Source organism: Mariniphaga sp. (assembly GCF_041687215.1).
Taxonomy (GTDB): Bacteria; Bacteroidota; Bacteroidia; order Bacteroidales; family Prolixibacteraceae; genus Mariniphaga.
Genome location: NZ_JAWLCI010000004.1, coordinates 37662 through 56000, shown reverse-complemented (window position 1 = coordinate 56000; position 18339 = coordinate 37662). Strand labels below are relative to the sequence as shown.

Sequence of the window (18339 nt, the reverse complement as noted above, 5' to 3'; positions counted from 1 at the left end):
CTTTTTTTTATTTCAATTCCAGTTGTTCAATATTCTGAAATTCTTTTCCACGAATTCTTTGGAAAGTTTCAATCATTTCCTGCAGTTTTTCCGGTTCCGATTGAGCCAGGTTTTTCTGCTGGCCAATATCATTTTTTAAATTATACAAAAGAAAATCATTCGAATTGCCCAGTTCAATATTGACCATTTTATTCACCGCAGGTCCGTTGTAGGGCGGAATCATGGCCCAGTCGCCTTTGCGCAGGGCCGTTCTGGAAGTCGCTTCAAGGATAAGTTCTTCGCGGCCCTGGTTGCTTTTTCCGAGAAAAACATCCAGTAACTCATGGCTGTCGGGACCTTGCTTTTCACTGCCAACCAGTTGGGCAAGCGATGAGAACAAATCGAGCTGCGACACCATGGCATCGGAAACGGAAGGTTCGATTTTCCCTTTCCAGTAGGCAACAAAAGGTACGCGTGTTCCGGCTTCAAAAAGGCTGTATTTTCCGCCACGAAGCGGGCCCCAGGGTTTGTGGTCGCCCAGTTTTTCAACCGCGTCGTCATAATACCCGTCATTTAAAACCGGGCCGTTGTCGCTGGAAAAAACGATAAGCGTATTTTCGAGCAAATCTTCCTCTTCAAGTGTTTTCACCAGTTCACCCACGCACCAGTCGGCTTCCACAATTACATCGCCCCGTGGGCCCATTCCCGAGGAACCCACAAAACGCGGGTGGGGGGTTCGCGGAACATGTGGTTGTTGCAATGCATAATAGAGAAAAAATGGATTGTCTTTTTGCTCTCTGATGTATTGCAGTGCAATCTCAAGAAAATCATCGGCCATATCTTCATCCACCCACATGGCAGCTTCTCCGCCCTTTTGGTAACCGATTCGCGGAATACCGTTGTGGATGGAGTTGTTGTGCCCGTGATGCCATCTCATTTTTAACAGCTCCGGATTGTCAAGGCCGGTAGGTTCGCCTTCAAAATTTTTCTGGTAACTTACCAGCAGCGGGTCGTCTTTTTCCAAACCAACTACGTAACCGTTTTCAAGGTAAACTGTTGGGGTGCGGTCCTGTGTGGCAGCCATAATGTAAGCGTAATCGAAACCGACCTCATTTGGGCCGGGCGAAACACGCTGGTTCCAGTCCACATCGCCTATACCCAGTCCCAGGTGCCATTTTCCAACAATGCCGGTGTGATATCCCTTTTCCTTCAGCATTTTTGGAATGGTCATTTTGGCTGTGTCGATAATCAATGGCGCTGAGCCGGGCAGAATCTTCGCGCTTTCATTTCGCCACGGATATTCGCCTGTTAAAAGTGCATAGCGGCTGGGAGTGCAGGTAGCCGATGAGGCGTACCCTGTTGTAAAACGAACTCCGCCTTCTGCCAGTCTATCGAAATTGGGTGTTTTCAGTTCGGTTGCTCCGTAGGCCCCCATGTCTCCATATCCCAAATCATCAAGGTAAACAATTACGATGTTGGGGGTTTGAGACTGTTCCTGTTTTTGCTGTTTTTGACATGCAGAAAAGAACAGGAGGGAAACGGATAAAAGGATGGTTGATTTGTTCATATTTTACTTTTTTGGAATATAATCCAGTTTGTTTTTCAAAAATAACGTTAATGTTTTTAATCCCCCAACTGCTTTATTTTAAACCGCTCAATTTCAGCCGGAGTGTGTTCCTGTGCAAAAATGGATTCGATTTTTTGAACGATTTCCGGATGTTGGGCTGAAACATCGTTTTGTTCCTGAATATCTTCCTCCAGATTGTAAAGGTGAATATGCAAATCGTCCTTGAAAATATTTTTCCGGAGGCCTTTCCATTTTCCCATGCGCACGGCCTGTTGCCCGCCCGAAGCCGGAAATTCCCAATACAAAAACTCATGTTCCTTCTGGTTCTCTTCGCCTAAAAGCGTGGGCAAAAAGCTGATACCGTCGATTTTCCCCTCCGGTTCTGTTCCAACTATTTCACACAGGGTGGGCAACACATCATAATGCGCTGAAAGCAGATCGGTTTCAGAACCCGGCTCTATTTTCCCTGGCCATTGGGCTATCATAGGAATCCGGATACCGCCTTCCGTTACATTGGCTTTACCCCAGCCCTGCTCGCTTTTAAACGGGTGCGCGCTGTCGAACCAGGGGGAGTCGGTACCCCCGTTAAAACTGGGGCCGTTATCACTGGAAAAAATAATGAGGGTGTTTTCATACAATCCGAGTTCTTTGAGCGTGGCCACAATTTCTCCCACCTGTTCATCGAAATAAGAAACCATGGCCGCATAAGCAGCCCGCGGATAACGATGCGGAAAATAACCTTTTTCACCGGTATATGGTTCTTCGTCGCCAAATTTTTTCGCATAGTAATCCACCCAGCGTATGGGTGCCTGCAACGGAACATGAGGAATTGGATTGGCATAGTACATAAAAAAAGGTTCGTCTTTGTTTCCTTTTATAAATTGAATGAGTTCGGTTTGCATCAATTCAGAAGCATAATGGGTGAGCCAAAAGTCGCTGTATGATTCGGGTTCGTAAGGATCGGCCCCTTCCGGGAGTCCTGTGCGCGGAGGGACCATTTTGTTGTTGAGCAGTACTTTTTCGGTATTTTTCCAGAGGTGCACCGGGAAGTAGGTATGCGCCTGCCGCTGGCAATTGTAGCCATAGAAAAAGTCGAATCCCTGTTTGTTGGGAATACCTTCGGTAAGCGGTCCGCCCAGACCCCATTTGCCCACAATTCCGGTTTTGTAACCGGCTTGTTGCAAAATCGTGCCAATGGTTTGCGTACCTGGTTTCAACGGTCGCTGACCTTCCAGGTTCGGATCGTTAGCCATGGCTTCGAAATTCCAAACGTCGCCGCGGTCGGCCCATTCGTCGTTGCCCCTGATTTGGGCATGGCCGGAGTGCATGCCGGTTAACAACATGCAGCGGGCGGGTGCACAAACCGGTGAACTGGTGTAGTGCTGGGTAAACCGCATTCCGTTTTTGGCCAGTGCATCAATGTTCGGAGTTTCAATTTTTGTTTGGCCGTAGGAACCCAGCTCGGCATAACCCAAATCATCGGCTAAAATATAGATGATGTTGGGTTTTTGCGTTTCGGCTTCACTCAGGGAAACATTTTTTTTGGATTGATTCTGGCAGGCAGAGAAAAAGAGCAGGGCAGCGGGCAGTAAAATGATTGTTTTGTTCATGGTGTATTGTTGTTTTTAATTTGAAACTAATACAGATATTCACTTTTTAGGAAGCCGGAAATCTTTTTATCGAGAGTCCACAATTTAGAATTGGAAGCCATGGTGGCAGTTATGATACAAGCATCAATAAGGCCGATTCCTTTGTTTATCAATTTCTCTTTTTGTGAATATTCTCCGGCCAAAATGCAAAGATGATTTATTTCTACTTTTGGTGTCAGTTCATAATAAGACTTTAACATTTCTACTTCCCTTTTACTTCGCACGCTTTGCAAAAGTTCGGCAAATATTAGTTCGATGGTTGTAATCTCCCCTCTTTCTATCAGTTGCTGACAAGTATCAAAATAATTAGCATTACCTTTAAAATACTCAATCCAAATTGAGGTGTCCAAAATAATACTCATGACTCTCTGTTGAGATTCCGAATTTGATCAGCAGTGTATTTAAACTTCATGGGTTGATTTTTTATCAGAGTACTCAAATTTTTCAGTTTTTGTAACCTGATATATTCATTCAATGCTATTTTCAGTGTATCTGTCACAGTAGATGCCTCAGAATACTTCATCGCATCTTTGATTGTTTCGTCATCGATTATTGCAGTAACCTTCATCGCTTAAACTTTTTAATACGATGCAATATACGATGTTTTGTCGTATAGTCAAAATTCTGCTTCTATGTCTGTAAAATCAGCATGAAAACTCTCTTTTATTTACCGGCATATTCCGGGTTCATTTCCGTTGGAACCGGCGCATGGATTTCTTTTCTCCAAATTTCCAGTTTGTTGAGCAACTCGTTGCGTTTTTCCGGATGCAATTCAGCCAGGTTGTTTTTTTCGCTGATGTCTTCTTTCAGGTTGTACAATTCAATATCGTTGTTTTCAAAATATTGAATGAGTTTCCAATCACCCACCCGAATGGCGGAACCGGGTCTTGTCCGGAAAGTGGGATCCTGGGTGGAAGTGTCGTTTTTTACGTACGCTTCAAGGTAAAAAGGGAAATGCCAGAAAAGCGGTCTTTCCCTTAACGTTCTGGTTCCCGTTAAAACCGGCATAAAGCTTTGTCCGTCAAGATTTTTACCCTCAGGCTTTTCAATTCCCGCCACTTCCAACAAAGTGGGGTAAAAATCGAGGTTGGTTACAGGCACATCAGTTTTTGTTCCAGGTTTTACTTTCTCCGGCCAGCGCACAAACATGGGTTCGCGAATGCCTCCTTCGTAATAAGATCCTTTACCTGAGCGGAGCGGCCACTGTTTGGTAATTCTGTAATGCCCGCCGTTATCGGAAGTAAAAAGAATAAATGTATCCTCCAGTTTTCCCGCTTCTTTCAATGCGTTGATTAGCCGTCCAATCTGGCTGTCCAGGTTTTCAATCATGGTGGCGTATTCTGCATTGTTTTGTCCGTTCCACTCCGGTTTGTTTTCATATTTTGGCAACAAATTTTTTACCGGATGTATAGGCGTGTGGACCGCATAAGGAGAATAATTTAAAAAGAAGGGTTCGTCTCCGACTGTTTTTAAAAACTCCAAAGTTTTATCCATGATTAAATTGGTGAGGTAATAATCGTCCGAAGGGGCATCGAGCGGAACATTTTTATATGGAGGATAATAACTGGAAGGATGCCCTGCATGAGTGCCTCCGATATTGATTTCAAATCCCTGAGTGGTTGGATCGTCACTCAGGTGCCATTTGCCGGCATGGCAGGTTGTATATCCGGCATCTTTTAAAGCTTCGGCCAGGGTATAAATGCTGTCGGGTAGGGCAGTGTTGTTGGGAACCGGAATAAGCTTCCTATGTTTGCTTTCGCCTCTTTCCGGTGTGCCCACTGTAAAAATTCCATGTCTGGGCGACCATTGCCCGCTCATCATGCAGGCGCGGCTGGGTGCGCAATTGGAAGCCGAAGCATACGCATTGGTGAAAATCATCCCGTCGGCAGCTAATGCATCAAGATTAGGAGTTTCGTAGTATTCCGAACCCATAAATCCCACATCGCGCCAGCCCATGTCATCCACATTAATGAGAATGATGTTGGGCGGTTGGGATTTCTTTTCATCTTTATTATGATTTTGACATGCAGTAAAAACCAGCAGGGAAAAAGGCAGGAGAAGAATTGTTTTGTTCATGATAAGTTTTTTTTCATGTCGGTAATTTGTACAAAAAATCACATACCATACAAACTTAAAAACTTTAGGGGAATAATTGCAAATGTGAACTTCTTAGGTGAAAAACAAATTCCGTTTCCGGAAAATTTTTTTTACTTCTCATCCAGCTTTCTTTTGGTTAGGTTCCGCACATAACCATTTTCGTCTTCGGAAAGTTGTGTTAAAAGTTGAGCAATTTGTTCATTTTCATGGATATGTCCGGGAGAAACCAACCTTAAAATTAAATTATAAGCTCCCACACCAATTTTCTGACCGGCAAATAGTTTCAAAAGATCTGCAACAGCATTTTGATGAATGTCGCCAAACCCGATAAATTTCCAAAGAATTTCGTATTTGATGCTCATGTCAGTGTCTGCATCTTCCATTTTCTGAACAAGTTGGAGTTGGATTGCTGTGTCTTCCAGAAGTTCTGAACGGAAATAACCCAGTGCCTGATTAGCCAAAGCTGGATTTTCCGAACTGATGTATTCCATGATTTCCGGGTAAAAGCCGGCATGGTATTCCGGATGATTTTCAACACTTTTTATGGCCCATGAAATGTATTGCGGTTTTTTACTTTCGAACATTTTGGAAAGGAATTCATTATTCAGATTGTTTTCCAGAATCCTGAAAATTTCGGCTTGAACCGGGCCGTAAACCGTATGCCACAGCGTATGGCACGTGTAAACGGCATCTTTTACCACCACTTCGGCCAGCGTGGGTTGGGTGGCTGCCGTGTATCCGTCCACTTCATAAGGGTCAATAGAGTCGGGCACAATAATCAGGTCTTCCTGTTTCAGTGTTTTCAAAATGGAGGAAGTGTCACCAAGGATGTTTTCCAGTTTTTCGTAATCTTCCGGTTCAAACTCAGTATGGTCCGATTTGGTGAGTGGTTCCTCTTCAGGAACTTGCATACCGAGGTAATTGCCGGCACCATCCCAGAACAACCACAATCGAATCATTTTACATTCACCGGAGATGCACACATCTTTAAAAATATGCCGGCCAAACCAGATAGGCAGTCCGTTTTTGTCCTGCAATTCGAATAGTTCCGGTCCGGAAAGGGAATCCGTTTTATCTTCAAAATAATGGGTAACCAATGTTCCTTCCATGGCCCAGAATCCGGTTTCCGGACGGTCCGGGAATGTGTTGGAAAAACTTGTAAAAAGCAGGATTCCGCATCCAACCAAAATGGCTAAAAGATATTTTTTTACGAAAAGCATATTTTATACTTATAACTTTTATCTGTTTAATTCACAGGGAAAAAAGTTTCCCTGTGAATAAATAACAGCTAATTTGCCAAACAGTTTTTATTGTTTCGGCCCCAAAGTGGAACCTTCATTGTATTTCTGCATATTTTCCGCATCGTATTTGCCCACGCCTTTGTCCATCAGTGCTTTTAATTCGGGCAGATGATTTTGGTAAACGCCTCGTGGATTGGTTTTGTTTTTTGTTGCAATTGATGCAGCCATTCCAACTACCTCACCCACCATACCAGTGGTGCGCATTACCCGAACGGTTCCCAACGCTACGTGGGTAACACTAATGTTGCGTCCGGCCATAAACAGGTTGTCCACATTTCGTGAGTAGAAACAGCGGTAAGGAATCGGGTACGGATGAATTTTTTTATGCACTGCAATGGATTTGAACTCCATATCCGGAAAATGTTCCGTGTTTTTCGGGTCGGGGTAGTGCAGGTCAATGGTCCAGGTGGTTGGCGCCGAAGCATCCGGGTAAACTACATAATCTGTAATGTCCTGTTCTTTCAGAATCAGGTCTCCCAGCAGGCGGCGCGATTCCCGTTTCCCGGCAATGTAAGCGACCCATTCGAGCCTGCGGTTACTGTATTCATTTTTTGTTGAAGGGGAATTTTTCAACGACGACCAGTTGGAATAAACCACCAGCAGTCCGTAATCGCGAATGCGTTCAAAATCATTAATCTGGTCGAAGTTCATTCCTGTTTCCCAGGTCCATTCGCCCATGGTTACTTTTTCGGTATTTTTTTCATTGAATTCCACTCCGTACTGAAATTCCGGGAAACTAACCGGTTGGTTTTCCTCCACCGAATACCACTGAACCGAAGAGCCCATGGTCATTTTATCGGCCACTTCGGGTGCGGTGGGTTCGCCAAATTCGTCGCGCCCCTCACGTCCCATGGCATAGTCGGCGCCGGCCAGAAAACCGATGGTACCGTCGCCGGTGCAGTCGGCGAACAGTGGCGCCGTAAAAGTAAGTTCTTTTGAAGTTTCAATATGCCGGGCATGCACCTCGGTAATTCTCGAACCTTTTGTTTTTACTGCGAATGCCCGGTAACTTGTAAACAGCGAAATGTTGTCTTCGGCAAGCACCATCTCCATTTTCTTTTCATCCTCGTAATACTCTGCCGGTTGTGCATTTCCTCCGCGCGACGGGCCAATTTCTTTTATTACATCGCCCAAGGCAGGATAAGGTTCAGCATTAATTCTGCCCCCGAGGTGAACCCGGACTTCTGAACTGTTGTTGCCCCCCAGCACCGGGCGGTCCTGAATGAGTGCTACCTGCAAACCAAGTCTGGCTGCCGAAATAGCCGCTGCTGTTCCGGCCACTCCACCGCCAACTACTACCAGGTCGAATTCGCCTGCTTTTTCAGGTTTTTTGGGAATGTCAAGTTGTTTTTTACGAAATTTGGCCAAAGCCTTCAGCTCTCCGGGGGGAGGTGTATTTTCTTTAGTGAAATAAATGGCATCCACCCGGCCGTTAAAACCGGTGAGGTCGTGCAGGGCAATCGTTGCATTTTTACCGGAAATGTTTACTTTACCGGCATTTTGCCACAGCCATTCCGAACCCGAAGCACCTAAGGTTGTACCTGTTTTTTCTCCGTTTACCAGCAACTGAAATTTTCCCGGCCCCTCACCATCATACCAGGGAGAGGTCCAGTTGAACGTTCTTACAAAAACGTTGTATTCCCCGGTTGAAGGGAATTCAACAGTTATTTCCGCATCGACAACCGGAACGCCCATTCCATGCGCTAAAAGATAGGAAGACCCCATCAAATACATAAACTGCTGATCAACTACCCAGCCGCCTTTGTTCTGGAAGTTTTCGGCTTCGAGGAAGATTGAATTTGACCGTTGCCCAAGAATGGTAAAATAACTCAATATGAGAGTAAATACTATCATTATTCGTTTCATGATATCACTTTTTAAAATAATTAAGTTTTAATGAATCTCCTGAAGATATATTGATATTACATCAGCTAAATCTTTACCAAACAATCTTGCATTTTCAGGTATTACCTGTTGTCCATTATTATTAGCATAGGGAAGTTCAAATGAGATTGCAAGAGTTACTCCCTCAATACTTGAGACCCATCCACGAAATCCAACTCCTTTTTTAAAAGTATTTGTGACATTCCATGAAGTTCCATGTTCAAGAAATGAATGTTCGGGGAGAATTTGCAATTCTCCTTTTTGTCTTTCAACAAGAGTTTCCATGAATATTTTTTGTTGTTTAGCCATTCTTTCATCTTCCGCACCAACTGAATAAATATGTTCGTGCCAATTGCCAACTATTCCGGGACAATGTAAATCTAGTCCAATTTTTAGCTGGCCCTGACTCCATTTGGGAATCTTCTCACGTAATGCAGAGGTACTATTATAAACGCTGACCTCAGAATAATCACGATTATGGTCACGAGGCATTCTGTTTTTTCCCTGATCTCCGTCTTCAACGCCATCTTTATCCATAAAAGGGACAATAAAAAATTCAACATTCTCCCGTAGCCATTTCATATTCTTATCATCATTTCCCAATACTGATGCTATTATCCCCTCTAAAGCATAGCTTGCCATCATTTCACACGCATGATGTCTTGCAGTGATAAGAATTTTGTACTTTGGTTTTTTTTTAGGACTACGAATTGTTACTTTCTCAATGTTTCTTCCTTTTTTTGAAACTGTAAGCATTCCCAATTTTGTATAATTATCATCCTGATATGAGGCTATAAACTCATCAAAATTTGATTGTAAATATGGCATTCCCACACTAAACAGGACTTCATTCTTATTTTTTTCAAAGCTATAGGAGAAGCTACTGTGATTGTTTTGAACCTCATCATAAAGCCATTGCCAGGATTTTCCACCATCTGTACTGTAAGCAGGACCAAAAGAGCTAATATGTCTACCTGGAAACTGAAAATATAAAGTTTTTTCAGCGGCACCAGTAACCCTAAAATACCAATAAAACCAATTACCCTCTGTATCTCTGAGATCGGGTCTTACTGAAATTGTATCATCTGTAACTTCATAATATAGGGTACTTGTGTTGTTACTACCATTGACAATAATATTTCCTCCTGGGAAATCAACGTCGATTAATACTTTCTGTTCTTGAGCTTTAATATTATTGCAAACCATCAATAATGAGAATGGAAAAGCTATCAAATATTTGTTTATGGACATGTAATTTATTTTTAATTATAACATACAATTTTTTGAGAAATTCACGTTTATAAAATCTCGAAAATATTTCATGTTCTTATTTGAAATGTTTATTGTTTCAAAATTTCTACAAAATAGTCATTAATTGAATAAGCAATGGTTTTCCCAAAAACTCTTGAATTGTCTTTGGTAACCATAATGCCAGAAACGTTTGAATATGGGAACTCGATTGTTGTTGCTATACTAATACCTTCCAATGAACTTGCCCATCTTGAAAAACTCATTCCTTGTGAATAATTCTTATCAGTATTCCAATTTTCTCCAAATGGCAAATAATTTTCATGAAATAATTTTAATTCTCCGATTGAATTTTTTTCTAAAAATTTCGAGAAAATTATCTGATTCTTACCTATTTCATATGTTGATTGACCAACATTATAAATGTTTTCATTATATCTGCCATTTAAAGTGGGACAATGAATATCCAGGGCAATTTTAAGTTTGTTTTCACTCCAGTCAGGAATTAATTTCCTAATTGCTGCAGTAGAATTATGAATAGACTTACCATCATAATCTCTATTGTGGTCACGAGGAATTCTGTTTTTCCCTTGCTCACCATTTTCAACACCATCTTTGTCAATAAAAGGTATAATCATAAATTCCACTTGATTTCTCAAAGATGTTAAATTGACGTCATTCAATATACTTTCAATAATACCTTCAAGAACATAATTTGCCATCATTTCACAGGCATGATGCCGCGCTGTAATCAAGACTTTGTGTTTAGGTTCTGCATTCAGGGAAGGGATAATTATTTTTTCAATTACCCGATTTTCCGGGGAGAAACACAACGTGTCTGATTTTAATAATTTCTTGTTTTTCAAATTTCCCAAAAAATCATTTAGGTTTTTTTCGGTATAAGGAAAAGCCACACTGAAAAAAGCAATTGTATCCTGTTCTGAAAAAGAAAATGAAAAACTGTTATTAGCAATTCTGTTTTCTCCGTACCATTTCCAGGTAAAATCATTATTAATGCTGTAGGCTGGTCCGTATTTCGCAAATACATTATTTTGGTCGAATTTAAAAATGATATTTTTTCCTGAAATTCCTGAAATTTTAAAATACCAGTAAAACCAATCACCTTTGGTAAACGATAAATCGGGTTTTAGCCAAACTGTATCTACGGATATTTTGTTAAAAACTATGTTTCCTCCGGGGAAATCGGAAGAAATCTGAATGTCATTTTGGCCTTTCGTGAATAAATTTGAAAAGCAAAAAACTATTAATAATACTCTTCTTATAATCATGATTCTATATTTTGATATCTATTTATACTCTAGCCACGCAGTGGCCGAACAGTTTTTACCGGCCACAAACCGAATCCATCGGGCTTGAAAATTCTCTGAAAACTGATGGTTAAATTTTTCGCCGGGTTTTACTGTAACTTCTTTATAAAGCATCCACGGGCCGTGTCCAACAGGTTCCACTTCAATTTTAAAGGTAACAGGTTCACCCGCATCATGCGAAATTTCTAAAGAACGTTTGTCATAAAATCCAATTAAATAAGGATCGGATGGTTCATTGGCTTTCACTGCTGTGTTTTTCCATGGACCGCCGTTTCCAACCGGTTTTCCCAGTTCCCATAAATCATCGATGGCGCCTGCCCAAATGGCGGCTTGTCCGTCATCCGAGCGAATAATATGTTCGCCTGCTTCAGCATCAGGATGAATCCCGGTCATAACCAGCAGGCCCCGATATGAGGCGTAATCGTGAATCCGGAAATTATGCGAAGCAACAGGTCTGATTTTGGCAAATCCGTCGGCATTTTCAGCAGGCAACTCGTAAAACGTACCAGTGGCGTGAAAAAGGTCACGTTCGGTGGCTACTTCACGACAAATACGCAGTTGGGCTGCATCGGTTGGTTGTTTATATTCACCGGCTCCCAGTGGCAGCCGCCACCTGCGGTTTTTGTCGTCAATAATCAGTACCGATGATTCTTCAATTTCGATTACATTTTCAGGAATGGCAAACTTTTCTTTGATAAACGTGTTGGTTTCCGGGTCCTCCTTTTTTACCAGATTTAATGCTGCGTCCAGTTCGTAATATCCGGTTTCAGTTTCCTTTCCGTTTTCAAATGTTACGGTAGAAATTCCCAATGCTCTTCGATCGTCACCCAATCCGTATAATAATCCTCCAATTGATTTTGAACCTGATATTCCTGCAATGCCCTGAAATTTGGCGGATGGCGATGTTTGCCGGTTTTCGGGTCCGGAATAATTAAAGCTCACCGTTGCTGTGGTGGGTGTATCGGTTATCACACGAATCCATTCTCCGGATTCGTTTTCAGTGAATTCAATATTGGTTGAAGCTCCGGCTGTAAGCGTTACCGTTTTCAGGTTTTCCCAGGTTTGATTTCCGGATTTATCTACTTCGAATAGGAAAGACACGGGATTGCTGCCATTGTTATGAATCCATGCCGAACGGTTTGGCCAGCCGGCAAACAGGAAGGGCTCGGATGGTTCTTCAGCTTTTACTTCATCATTCAGCCAAACAGAACCCGAAGCTGTTTTTGTTCCCAACTGGTCGGGTTTTTCGAATGAAGTAAACCACAGGTTGGAGTTGGATTGGCCGGGACCTTCGATTCCTCCCTTGTGTTTTCTTTTATTCAGAAATTCACGATGGGCAGAGTCGTCGCAGCCAAAAACCAGTTGGTCGTTCCACCGGGTAAAATCGCCAATTACCTTCAAATAGGCCGACCGTGGACGAACTCCGGCTGAATTTTCAGCAGTAAATGTTTTGGGAAAACGCCAGAACATGCCGTGCATGGTCATCAGGTAATCGGGATTTCCTTCGGTTCCAACATCGCGGATTCGCGGCCATTCGGTGTTCCATCCGTGAGCCCCGTCGTAACTGTGGCTGGCTTTGGGCAGGCGAAAAAAATCCCAGCCGGTTTCGGGATTACGTACTCCGAGGAGAACCGATTTATGATCCCAGCCGGTAGCCCAAATTGGGTCAGTTTCCGGATTTGCATTTCCATAAATTCCACCAGGCCCGGTTACTTCAACAAACTGGTTGCGGCGGGCAATTTTCCATTCATTTCCATTCCATTCGGCAAGCGCTCCCGCCTCCACATCAAATTTCTGCAAAGCTTCCTGCGTTGCTTCACCATTGTTTGAATATACCACCACACCCTGGCCCGAGTACAAACCTTTTCCGTGAGCGCCTTCAAGCAGTGCAGAAGGCAGATTTGCCGATTCATCTTTTTCTTTCTGATTGCTTACATTACGGTCCTCATAAAGCATAGTAGGCTCGAGTGTATTTATGTCCACCTCGTAAAAACCCTCTTCCATGGTTCCGTAATAAATTTTATTCGCCGGGTCAGACAAATGGCGGGCGTTTCCAGTATGGCGACCCGGCATTTTTTCGTAAGGAATTACCCGCACATTCCGGTTGGCATCGATGGCATACGGGCCTATAAAAAGTTGGTTGCTTTCCAGATGAATCATCCGGTTGGCAGGCGTTCCGCCAATACTTTCGGGGCGAACGATTTGCTCCAGCTTGGGAGTGATTTTGTACAACTTATCGGAAGAGCCAAATGGGAGATGGGGCCCGTATGTGATAACCCACAATCTGTCTGCCCATGGAACAACAGCCCCGGTACCGCATTCGCCTTCGTTGTTGTAGTAAGCAAGGTGCGGGTAAATACCGCTGATTTGACGAGGTAAGTTATACTCTTTATTCCCATTCTGTAACGTGCAACCTGAAAGGAAGAACATAATAGTTATCAATAATATATTTTTCATGATATATAATTTTTTGTTCGTTTGTTAGTGCCATTATTAAAGTCAATTTTCTACCCAAAACTCCCAGCTCAAATGCGTCAATTCCGTTACAATTTCATTTCCTTTTTGCATCTTATCCAATATGCCCATTGTATTTTCTCCTCTTTCCCAGGGTGTATAGCGATAACATTGCCACTTTCCCTTTTTGCCAGTATTGATGTTGAAGGTATAATTTTTTCCTGTGCGGTTTGACACCACGATGGTACGTTTCCCATTGGGTTTTTCGTAAGCAAAAATCCGCGCATCTTTATTGTAGCTGTTTTCTGAAATGTCCAGCACTTTGCAGTTCCAAGGCATGTGTTTTACAAAACTCCCCACTGCATTCCAGTTAAAATCATTATAAATCCAAGTTCCCGGTTTCATATTGGCAGCTTCCAAATCAAGTTTCATTGCTAAGGAATGGATATTTATCGGACTGCTCATTCCAACTTCCACATCGAAATTCTGCATATCTTCTCCTTTCAGAAATACGGCATGAGGAGCGCCATAAATACCGGCTTCTTCCCCGGTATGATTGTCAATTGTGATACGACCTTTTAGTAATTGTTTAGTATAAATCAAATCTTTCCGTTCTTCGTCTTCAAAAACAAGGTTTGTTTTTTCCCAGCCTTTCGGGATATATCCTCCTTTTTCTTCAACTACCATGTATCCAGTAGCATTCTGATTAATGCTAAAAGTATAGCCCAGCCCCGGTTCAGTATCTTTTCCCGGTCGGATGGCATTGATATACTCCATTTCTTCAAATTCTTTAGGCAAGTTATTAATCAACGGACCTTTAACCCAACGTTCGTAACCGCCGATGTTTTTCACATGATGTTCTTCCATCAGTGATTTCCAGAATCCGAGCGAATAACCACTGGCTTCGGCATTTTTAATAGGTTTTAAGGCATGAAGCCAGTACCAGGTTGGATTTTCGCCCAGCTGAAATGAATTCATAATGTGTTGTACTGTGTTCAGGCATCGCTCAGGTGTAGCGCCACCCCTCAGATATTCGTATTCGTTTTGAAACCACGGACGAGAAGGAAGTTCCTTCTTAATATTTTTGCCAACTTCATTTACACTTTCGGAATCCCAACCTATCGTGTGAACCACGTAAGCATCCACAAGTTCTGCAATCTCAGCACGATGCATTCCCGTGGCTATTTTTCTGGGAAATTCACCTTCTGTATCGCTGATTAAAAGAATTTCAGGGTCGGCTTCTCGAATGGCGCTAGCTGCATAATAATAAGTCATTACATAATCTTCAGCACTGAAATATTTGCATGTGGAGTAAGAATTATTAGAAACATGGGGTTCATTGGCCAATCCCCACTTCGAAACTTTTATTCCGACATCCTTTAATGTTTGAACATCGGTCACGCAAGCTTTTCCGAAATCTTTTAAAAATTTTATCGTGTCGCCTTTGTAAACGGGATCATTAGCAAAGTTCGGGCCAAAGCATTTCAGTGTGTTGTAGCGGTCTTCCGAACCTTTTCCAAGGTAACTCTCATTCGCTTTCCAATAAGGGGCAGGCGACCAGTATTCCAGTGAAACACCTTCGACGCCAGCCCATTCCATCATCTGGCGGATTTCTTCCAATTGTGTTTCCCATCTGGGGAACAATTTTTTTTGCTCCGAGTCCAAACCACGCCAGTACAATCCTCCGGCTAAACGGCAATAGCGAAAACCTGCCAACATTTCTTTGGCAAAACGTTCGCGCTCCGCTGGTATCAGGTCGTGTGGCACAGCATGCCTGTCTTCGGGTAAACCAGTGTTTCCCGAACCAATGGCATCGCTTTGAATTTCAAAACCGATGCCCCAAACGGTTTGTTTGTATAAATCTGAAACTATAATTTTATTGTCAACATGGTTGATTTTATTTTGCACCGTAGAACATGCAAAAAAGAAAATAAATGTAACTAATAAAAGATGCTTTGTTTTCATTTCAAGATGGCATTAATGTGGTTATTTATTAATCTTTTAAATTCTACTATTTGATTTTTATATTGTGAAGAGCCTGCTAAATTTTTCATCTCCAGAGAATCGCTGCTTTGATCATACAATTCAACAAATGTAGGTTTGCCCGTTAAACTGTCCCCTTAAGTTTCAATATAACGATAATCTTCACTTATTACGGTAAGATTTGGTTTTGCAGCGCCATAAGTCCCCAATCCTTCATAAACAAAAGATGACCGCCATTTTTTATTTTTATTTTTCAGTAGTGGAATAATGCTTTCCCCGTGGATTTCAGAAGGAATTTTTATTCCGGCTAATTCCAAAATAGTTGGTGCCATATCGATATTCAACACAATCTGGCTGTTAACAGAAGGTTTCAGTCCCGGACCAACCAAAAAAAACGGTACGCGTGAAGAAGGACGATAAGGCAGCACTTTACTGGTAAAGCCATGTTCTCCCAACATCCAGCCATTGTCGCTCATGAAAAAAATGTAAGTGTTTTCACGTAGTCCGAGATTTTCCAGTTCCCTGAGTAAAAGACCTAAAAACTGATCCATTTCCGTGATTACCGAATAATATTCCATCGTGTGTTGCTGAATAGCTAAAGAATCAGGATATCCATATACTTTTGCCTGAGTAAGATTTCTTACCTGTTTCAGGTATTCCGGTTTGCCGGATAAATCATCCAAACGATTTTTAGCGACAGGCATTTCAGTAACGTTGTAATTTTTTGTAGTTTCCACTCGTGCATCCCAAATTAAATTTCCGTTCATGTGAGGGGTTTGTGGATTATGCCAAAGAAAAAATGGTTTATCACCTTTTGCAGCTTCTTTTAAAAAATCAACCGATCGCTTGGCACAATATAAATCACAATGCATTTCGGGATTGATCTTCTCTCCTTCATCATAAATTGTGCGTCCGTAATACGTTCCGTTCCCTTCGAAATAAACCGAAAAATCGAATCCGGCATCAGCCGGATGCCTGCCAATATGCCATTTACCTGAAATACCAGTTTGATATCCAGCTTCCTGTAAATAATTGGCAATAGTTATTTCTTTAGGATTTAAATCACTACCCAACTGTAAAACCCCGTTGGCACTTCCGTAACGTCCGGTTAATAATGCTGCGCGACTAGGACTGCATAATGAAAAAACAACATTCGCATTAGTGAAACGAATGCCTTGTTGAGCCATTTTATCCAGTTCAGGTGTAATGATTACATTATTACTGTTTGCTCCAAGAGCATCGAAGCGTTGATCATCGGTATAGATAAATATGATGTTGGGCTTTTTTTTGTCTTTATATTGACCCAACGAAGATTTGAAAAGTAATAAAATGATTGCAATAAAAAATAGTTGGAGTAGCAAAAAGGATTTCCACATTTCAATTTATTTACAATTTTCAACCACTACTTCCATTTTAAGCGAGTATGAATTATCTTCGGAATCATTTGTAATTAAAGTTACAACGTACCTTCCTGGGTTTTTGTAAATATGTTTGCTTTCTTCTTTAATAACATACCAATTATTATCATCGCCATAGTTAATTTTTACATTATAGGCTAAATTTGTCATTCTATTCCAAAAAAGAACTTCAGATTCTGGTCTAATTCCTCTTAATGGGTAATAATATGCCCATCCTTTTGGAAATTTTAAATTTTGAATTTGCAAAGTATCATAAACTGTAACATATAAAAAATCCCTATCTATAGATTCGTCATTTGTTGTAACAATTAATTCTTCAGAATAGATTCCTGGCTTGTAATAAGTTTTTTTAGCAGTAGCCTTATTGATTATTTTTCCATTACTTAATTTCCACTTATATTCCTTTATTTGCTTGGAATTGTTTGCTATAGAGCGGCTTGCATCTAAATTTAGAGTATCTCCGACCACTGCAAATCTGTAACCACCGGCTACTGCAATAACAGGGTCTGGATATTTTTTCAAATACATTTCCATCAAAAAGGGAAATGAGGCTAATTTTATGTTATTAATTGACAAATGGACATGCAAGTGTGGATCATTAGTTTGACTTTTTTTACCATTCCATGTCATTCCAGTTTTTCCTATAATTTCACCAGCTTTGATAAAATTTCCTTCTGAATGTTTTTTGTTAATATTCTCAATATCCATGTGCGCGAAGCGCCATTCAACACCGTCATCATTCAAAATGCAAATCCCATTAGAGCCCCCATCACCATTTGGAAGCGGGGATTTGGTAATTAATCCATCACAAGGTGAAACAACATTTAATTTACCAGGAATGGCGCCAAAATCCTCTCCTCTGTGATAATAGAGGTGATTAAACGGGACTAATGAAGACCAGGTATTTTTATAAACAGCAGAATGCCATAAATAATCATTAATGGGAAAAACTAAATTTTCAGGCCCCCATGATTCATTTTCCAAACGAAGAGAAATTCGAACATCTTTCTCCAAGTTTCCACATTTACCATAGATAGCACTTTCATCAAATTTTTTTATATTTTCAATATAGATTCTAAGCCCATTTGCAGTTAAAGGCATTTCGTATGGCCTGTGAAACAGATTTACAATATTACCATCTACTTCAAGTTTAACTTTAAATTGATAAAAGTTGTAATCAAGCCCAATATCTTTAAACCAATAATTTTTTTCTATAAATGGTTCAACTGATATCAATTTGATTTTTTTTTGAACATCATTCAATTTGTCAATTCTTTTGAAAACATGTGTTTCTCCTATATTCAGCTCAAAAATATAGGGATACCCAGGTTTATTGAGAACTACTATACCTTCATCTTTTGGTTTGCTTTTTGTATTCAAAACGAATCCAAAGAGGAAGACGATTATAAATAATGCTTTTGTTGTCTTCAT

At 41.3% G+C, this 18339-nt stretch carries 13 protein-coding genes; all 13 read right to left on the bottom strand.

Annotation, left to right across the window (positions count from 1 at the left end; all coding sequences use genetic code 11):
- Nucleotides 1-7: 7 nt before the first annotated feature.
- Complete coding sequence (locus ACESMA_RS03025) at nt 8-1546, bottom strand: sulfatase family protein (RefSeq protein WP_372947285.1); 1539 nt, start codon at nt 1544-1546, stop codon at nt 8-10.
- Nucleotides 1547-1602: 56 nt separating this feature from the next.
- Nucleotides 1603-3156, bottom strand: a complete 1554-nt coding sequence (locus ACESMA_RS03020; RefSeq protein WP_372947284.1) for an arylsulfatase — start codon at nt 3154-3156, stop codon at nt 1603-1605.
- 26 nt (nt 3157-3182) lie between these two features.
- Nucleotides 3183-3557 carry a PIN domain-containing protein gene (locus ACESMA_RS03015; RefSeq protein WP_372947283.1) on the bottom strand — a complete coding sequence of 125 codons (375 nt, stop codon included), beginning with the start codon at nt 3555-3557 and terminating at the stop codon, nt 3183-3185.
- Nucleotides 3554-3763, bottom strand: coding sequence for a type II toxin-antitoxin system VapB family antitoxin (locus ACESMA_RS03010; protein WP_372947282.1), 210 nt, complete (start codon nt 3761-3763; stop codon nt 3554-3556). Before ACESMA_RS03010 ends, ACESMA_RS03015 begins: the two co-directional genes overlap by 4 nt.
- Before the next feature lie 95 nt (nt 3764-3858).
- Nucleotides 3859-5271, bottom strand: a complete 1413-nt coding sequence (locus tag ACESMA_RS03005) for a sulfatase (protein ID WP_372947281.1) — start codon at nt 5269-5271, stop codon at nt 3859-3861.
- A 131-nt stretch (nt 5272-5402) separates the two neighbouring features.
- Nucleotides 5403-6512 carry a hypothetical protein gene (locus tag ACESMA_RS03000; protein WP_372947280.1) on the bottom strand — a complete coding sequence of 370 codons (1110 nt, stop codon included), beginning with the start codon at nt 6510-6512 and terminating at the stop codon, nt 5403-5405.
- A gap of 87 nt (nt 6513-6599) precedes the next feature.
- Nucleotides 6600-8459: an FAD-dependent oxidoreductase gene (locus ACESMA_RS02995; protein WP_372947279.1), complete on the bottom strand. Its 1860-nt coding sequence runs from the start codon at nt 8457-8459 to the stop codon at nt 6600-6602.
- A 27-nt stretch (nt 8460-8486) separates the two neighbouring features.
- Nucleotides 8487-9728: a M14 family zinc carboxypeptidase gene (locus ACESMA_RS02990; protein WP_372947278.1), complete on the bottom strand. Its 1242-nt coding sequence runs from the start codon at nt 9726-9728 to the stop codon at nt 8487-8489.
- Between the two features lie 89 nt (nt 9729-9817).
- Nucleotides 9818-11014 (bottom strand): M14 family zinc carboxypeptidase, encoded by a 1197-nt coding sequence (locus ACESMA_RS02985; protein ID WP_372947277.1) that lies wholly within the window; start codon nt 11012-11014, stop codon nt 9818-9820.
- An 18-nt stretch (nt 11015-11032) separates the two neighbouring features.
- Nucleotides 11033-13510: a hypothetical protein gene (locus tag ACESMA_RS02980; RefSeq protein WP_372947276.1), complete on the bottom strand. Its 2478-nt coding sequence runs from the start codon at nt 13508-13510 to the stop codon at nt 11033-11035.
- A 42-nt stretch (nt 13511-13552) separates the two neighbouring features.
- Nucleotides 13553-15472: a hypothetical protein gene (locus tag ACESMA_RS02975; protein ID WP_372947275.1), complete on the bottom strand. Its 1920-nt coding sequence runs from the start codon at nt 15470-15472 to the stop codon at nt 13553-13555.
- A gap of 155 nt (nt 15473-15627) precedes the next feature.
- The gene (locus ACESMA_RS02970; protein WP_372947274.1) at nt 15628-16866 is read right to left on the bottom strand and encodes a sulfatase-like hydrolase/transferase; all 1239 of its coding nucleotides are present in this window, start codon (nt 16864-16866) and stop codon (nt 15628-15630) included.
- Nucleotides 16867-16872: 6 nt separating this feature from the next.
- Nucleotides 16873-18339, bottom strand: a complete 1467-nt coding sequence (locus tag ACESMA_RS02965) for a PKD domain-containing protein (RefSeq protein WP_372947273.1) — start codon at nt 18337-18339, stop codon at nt 16873-16875.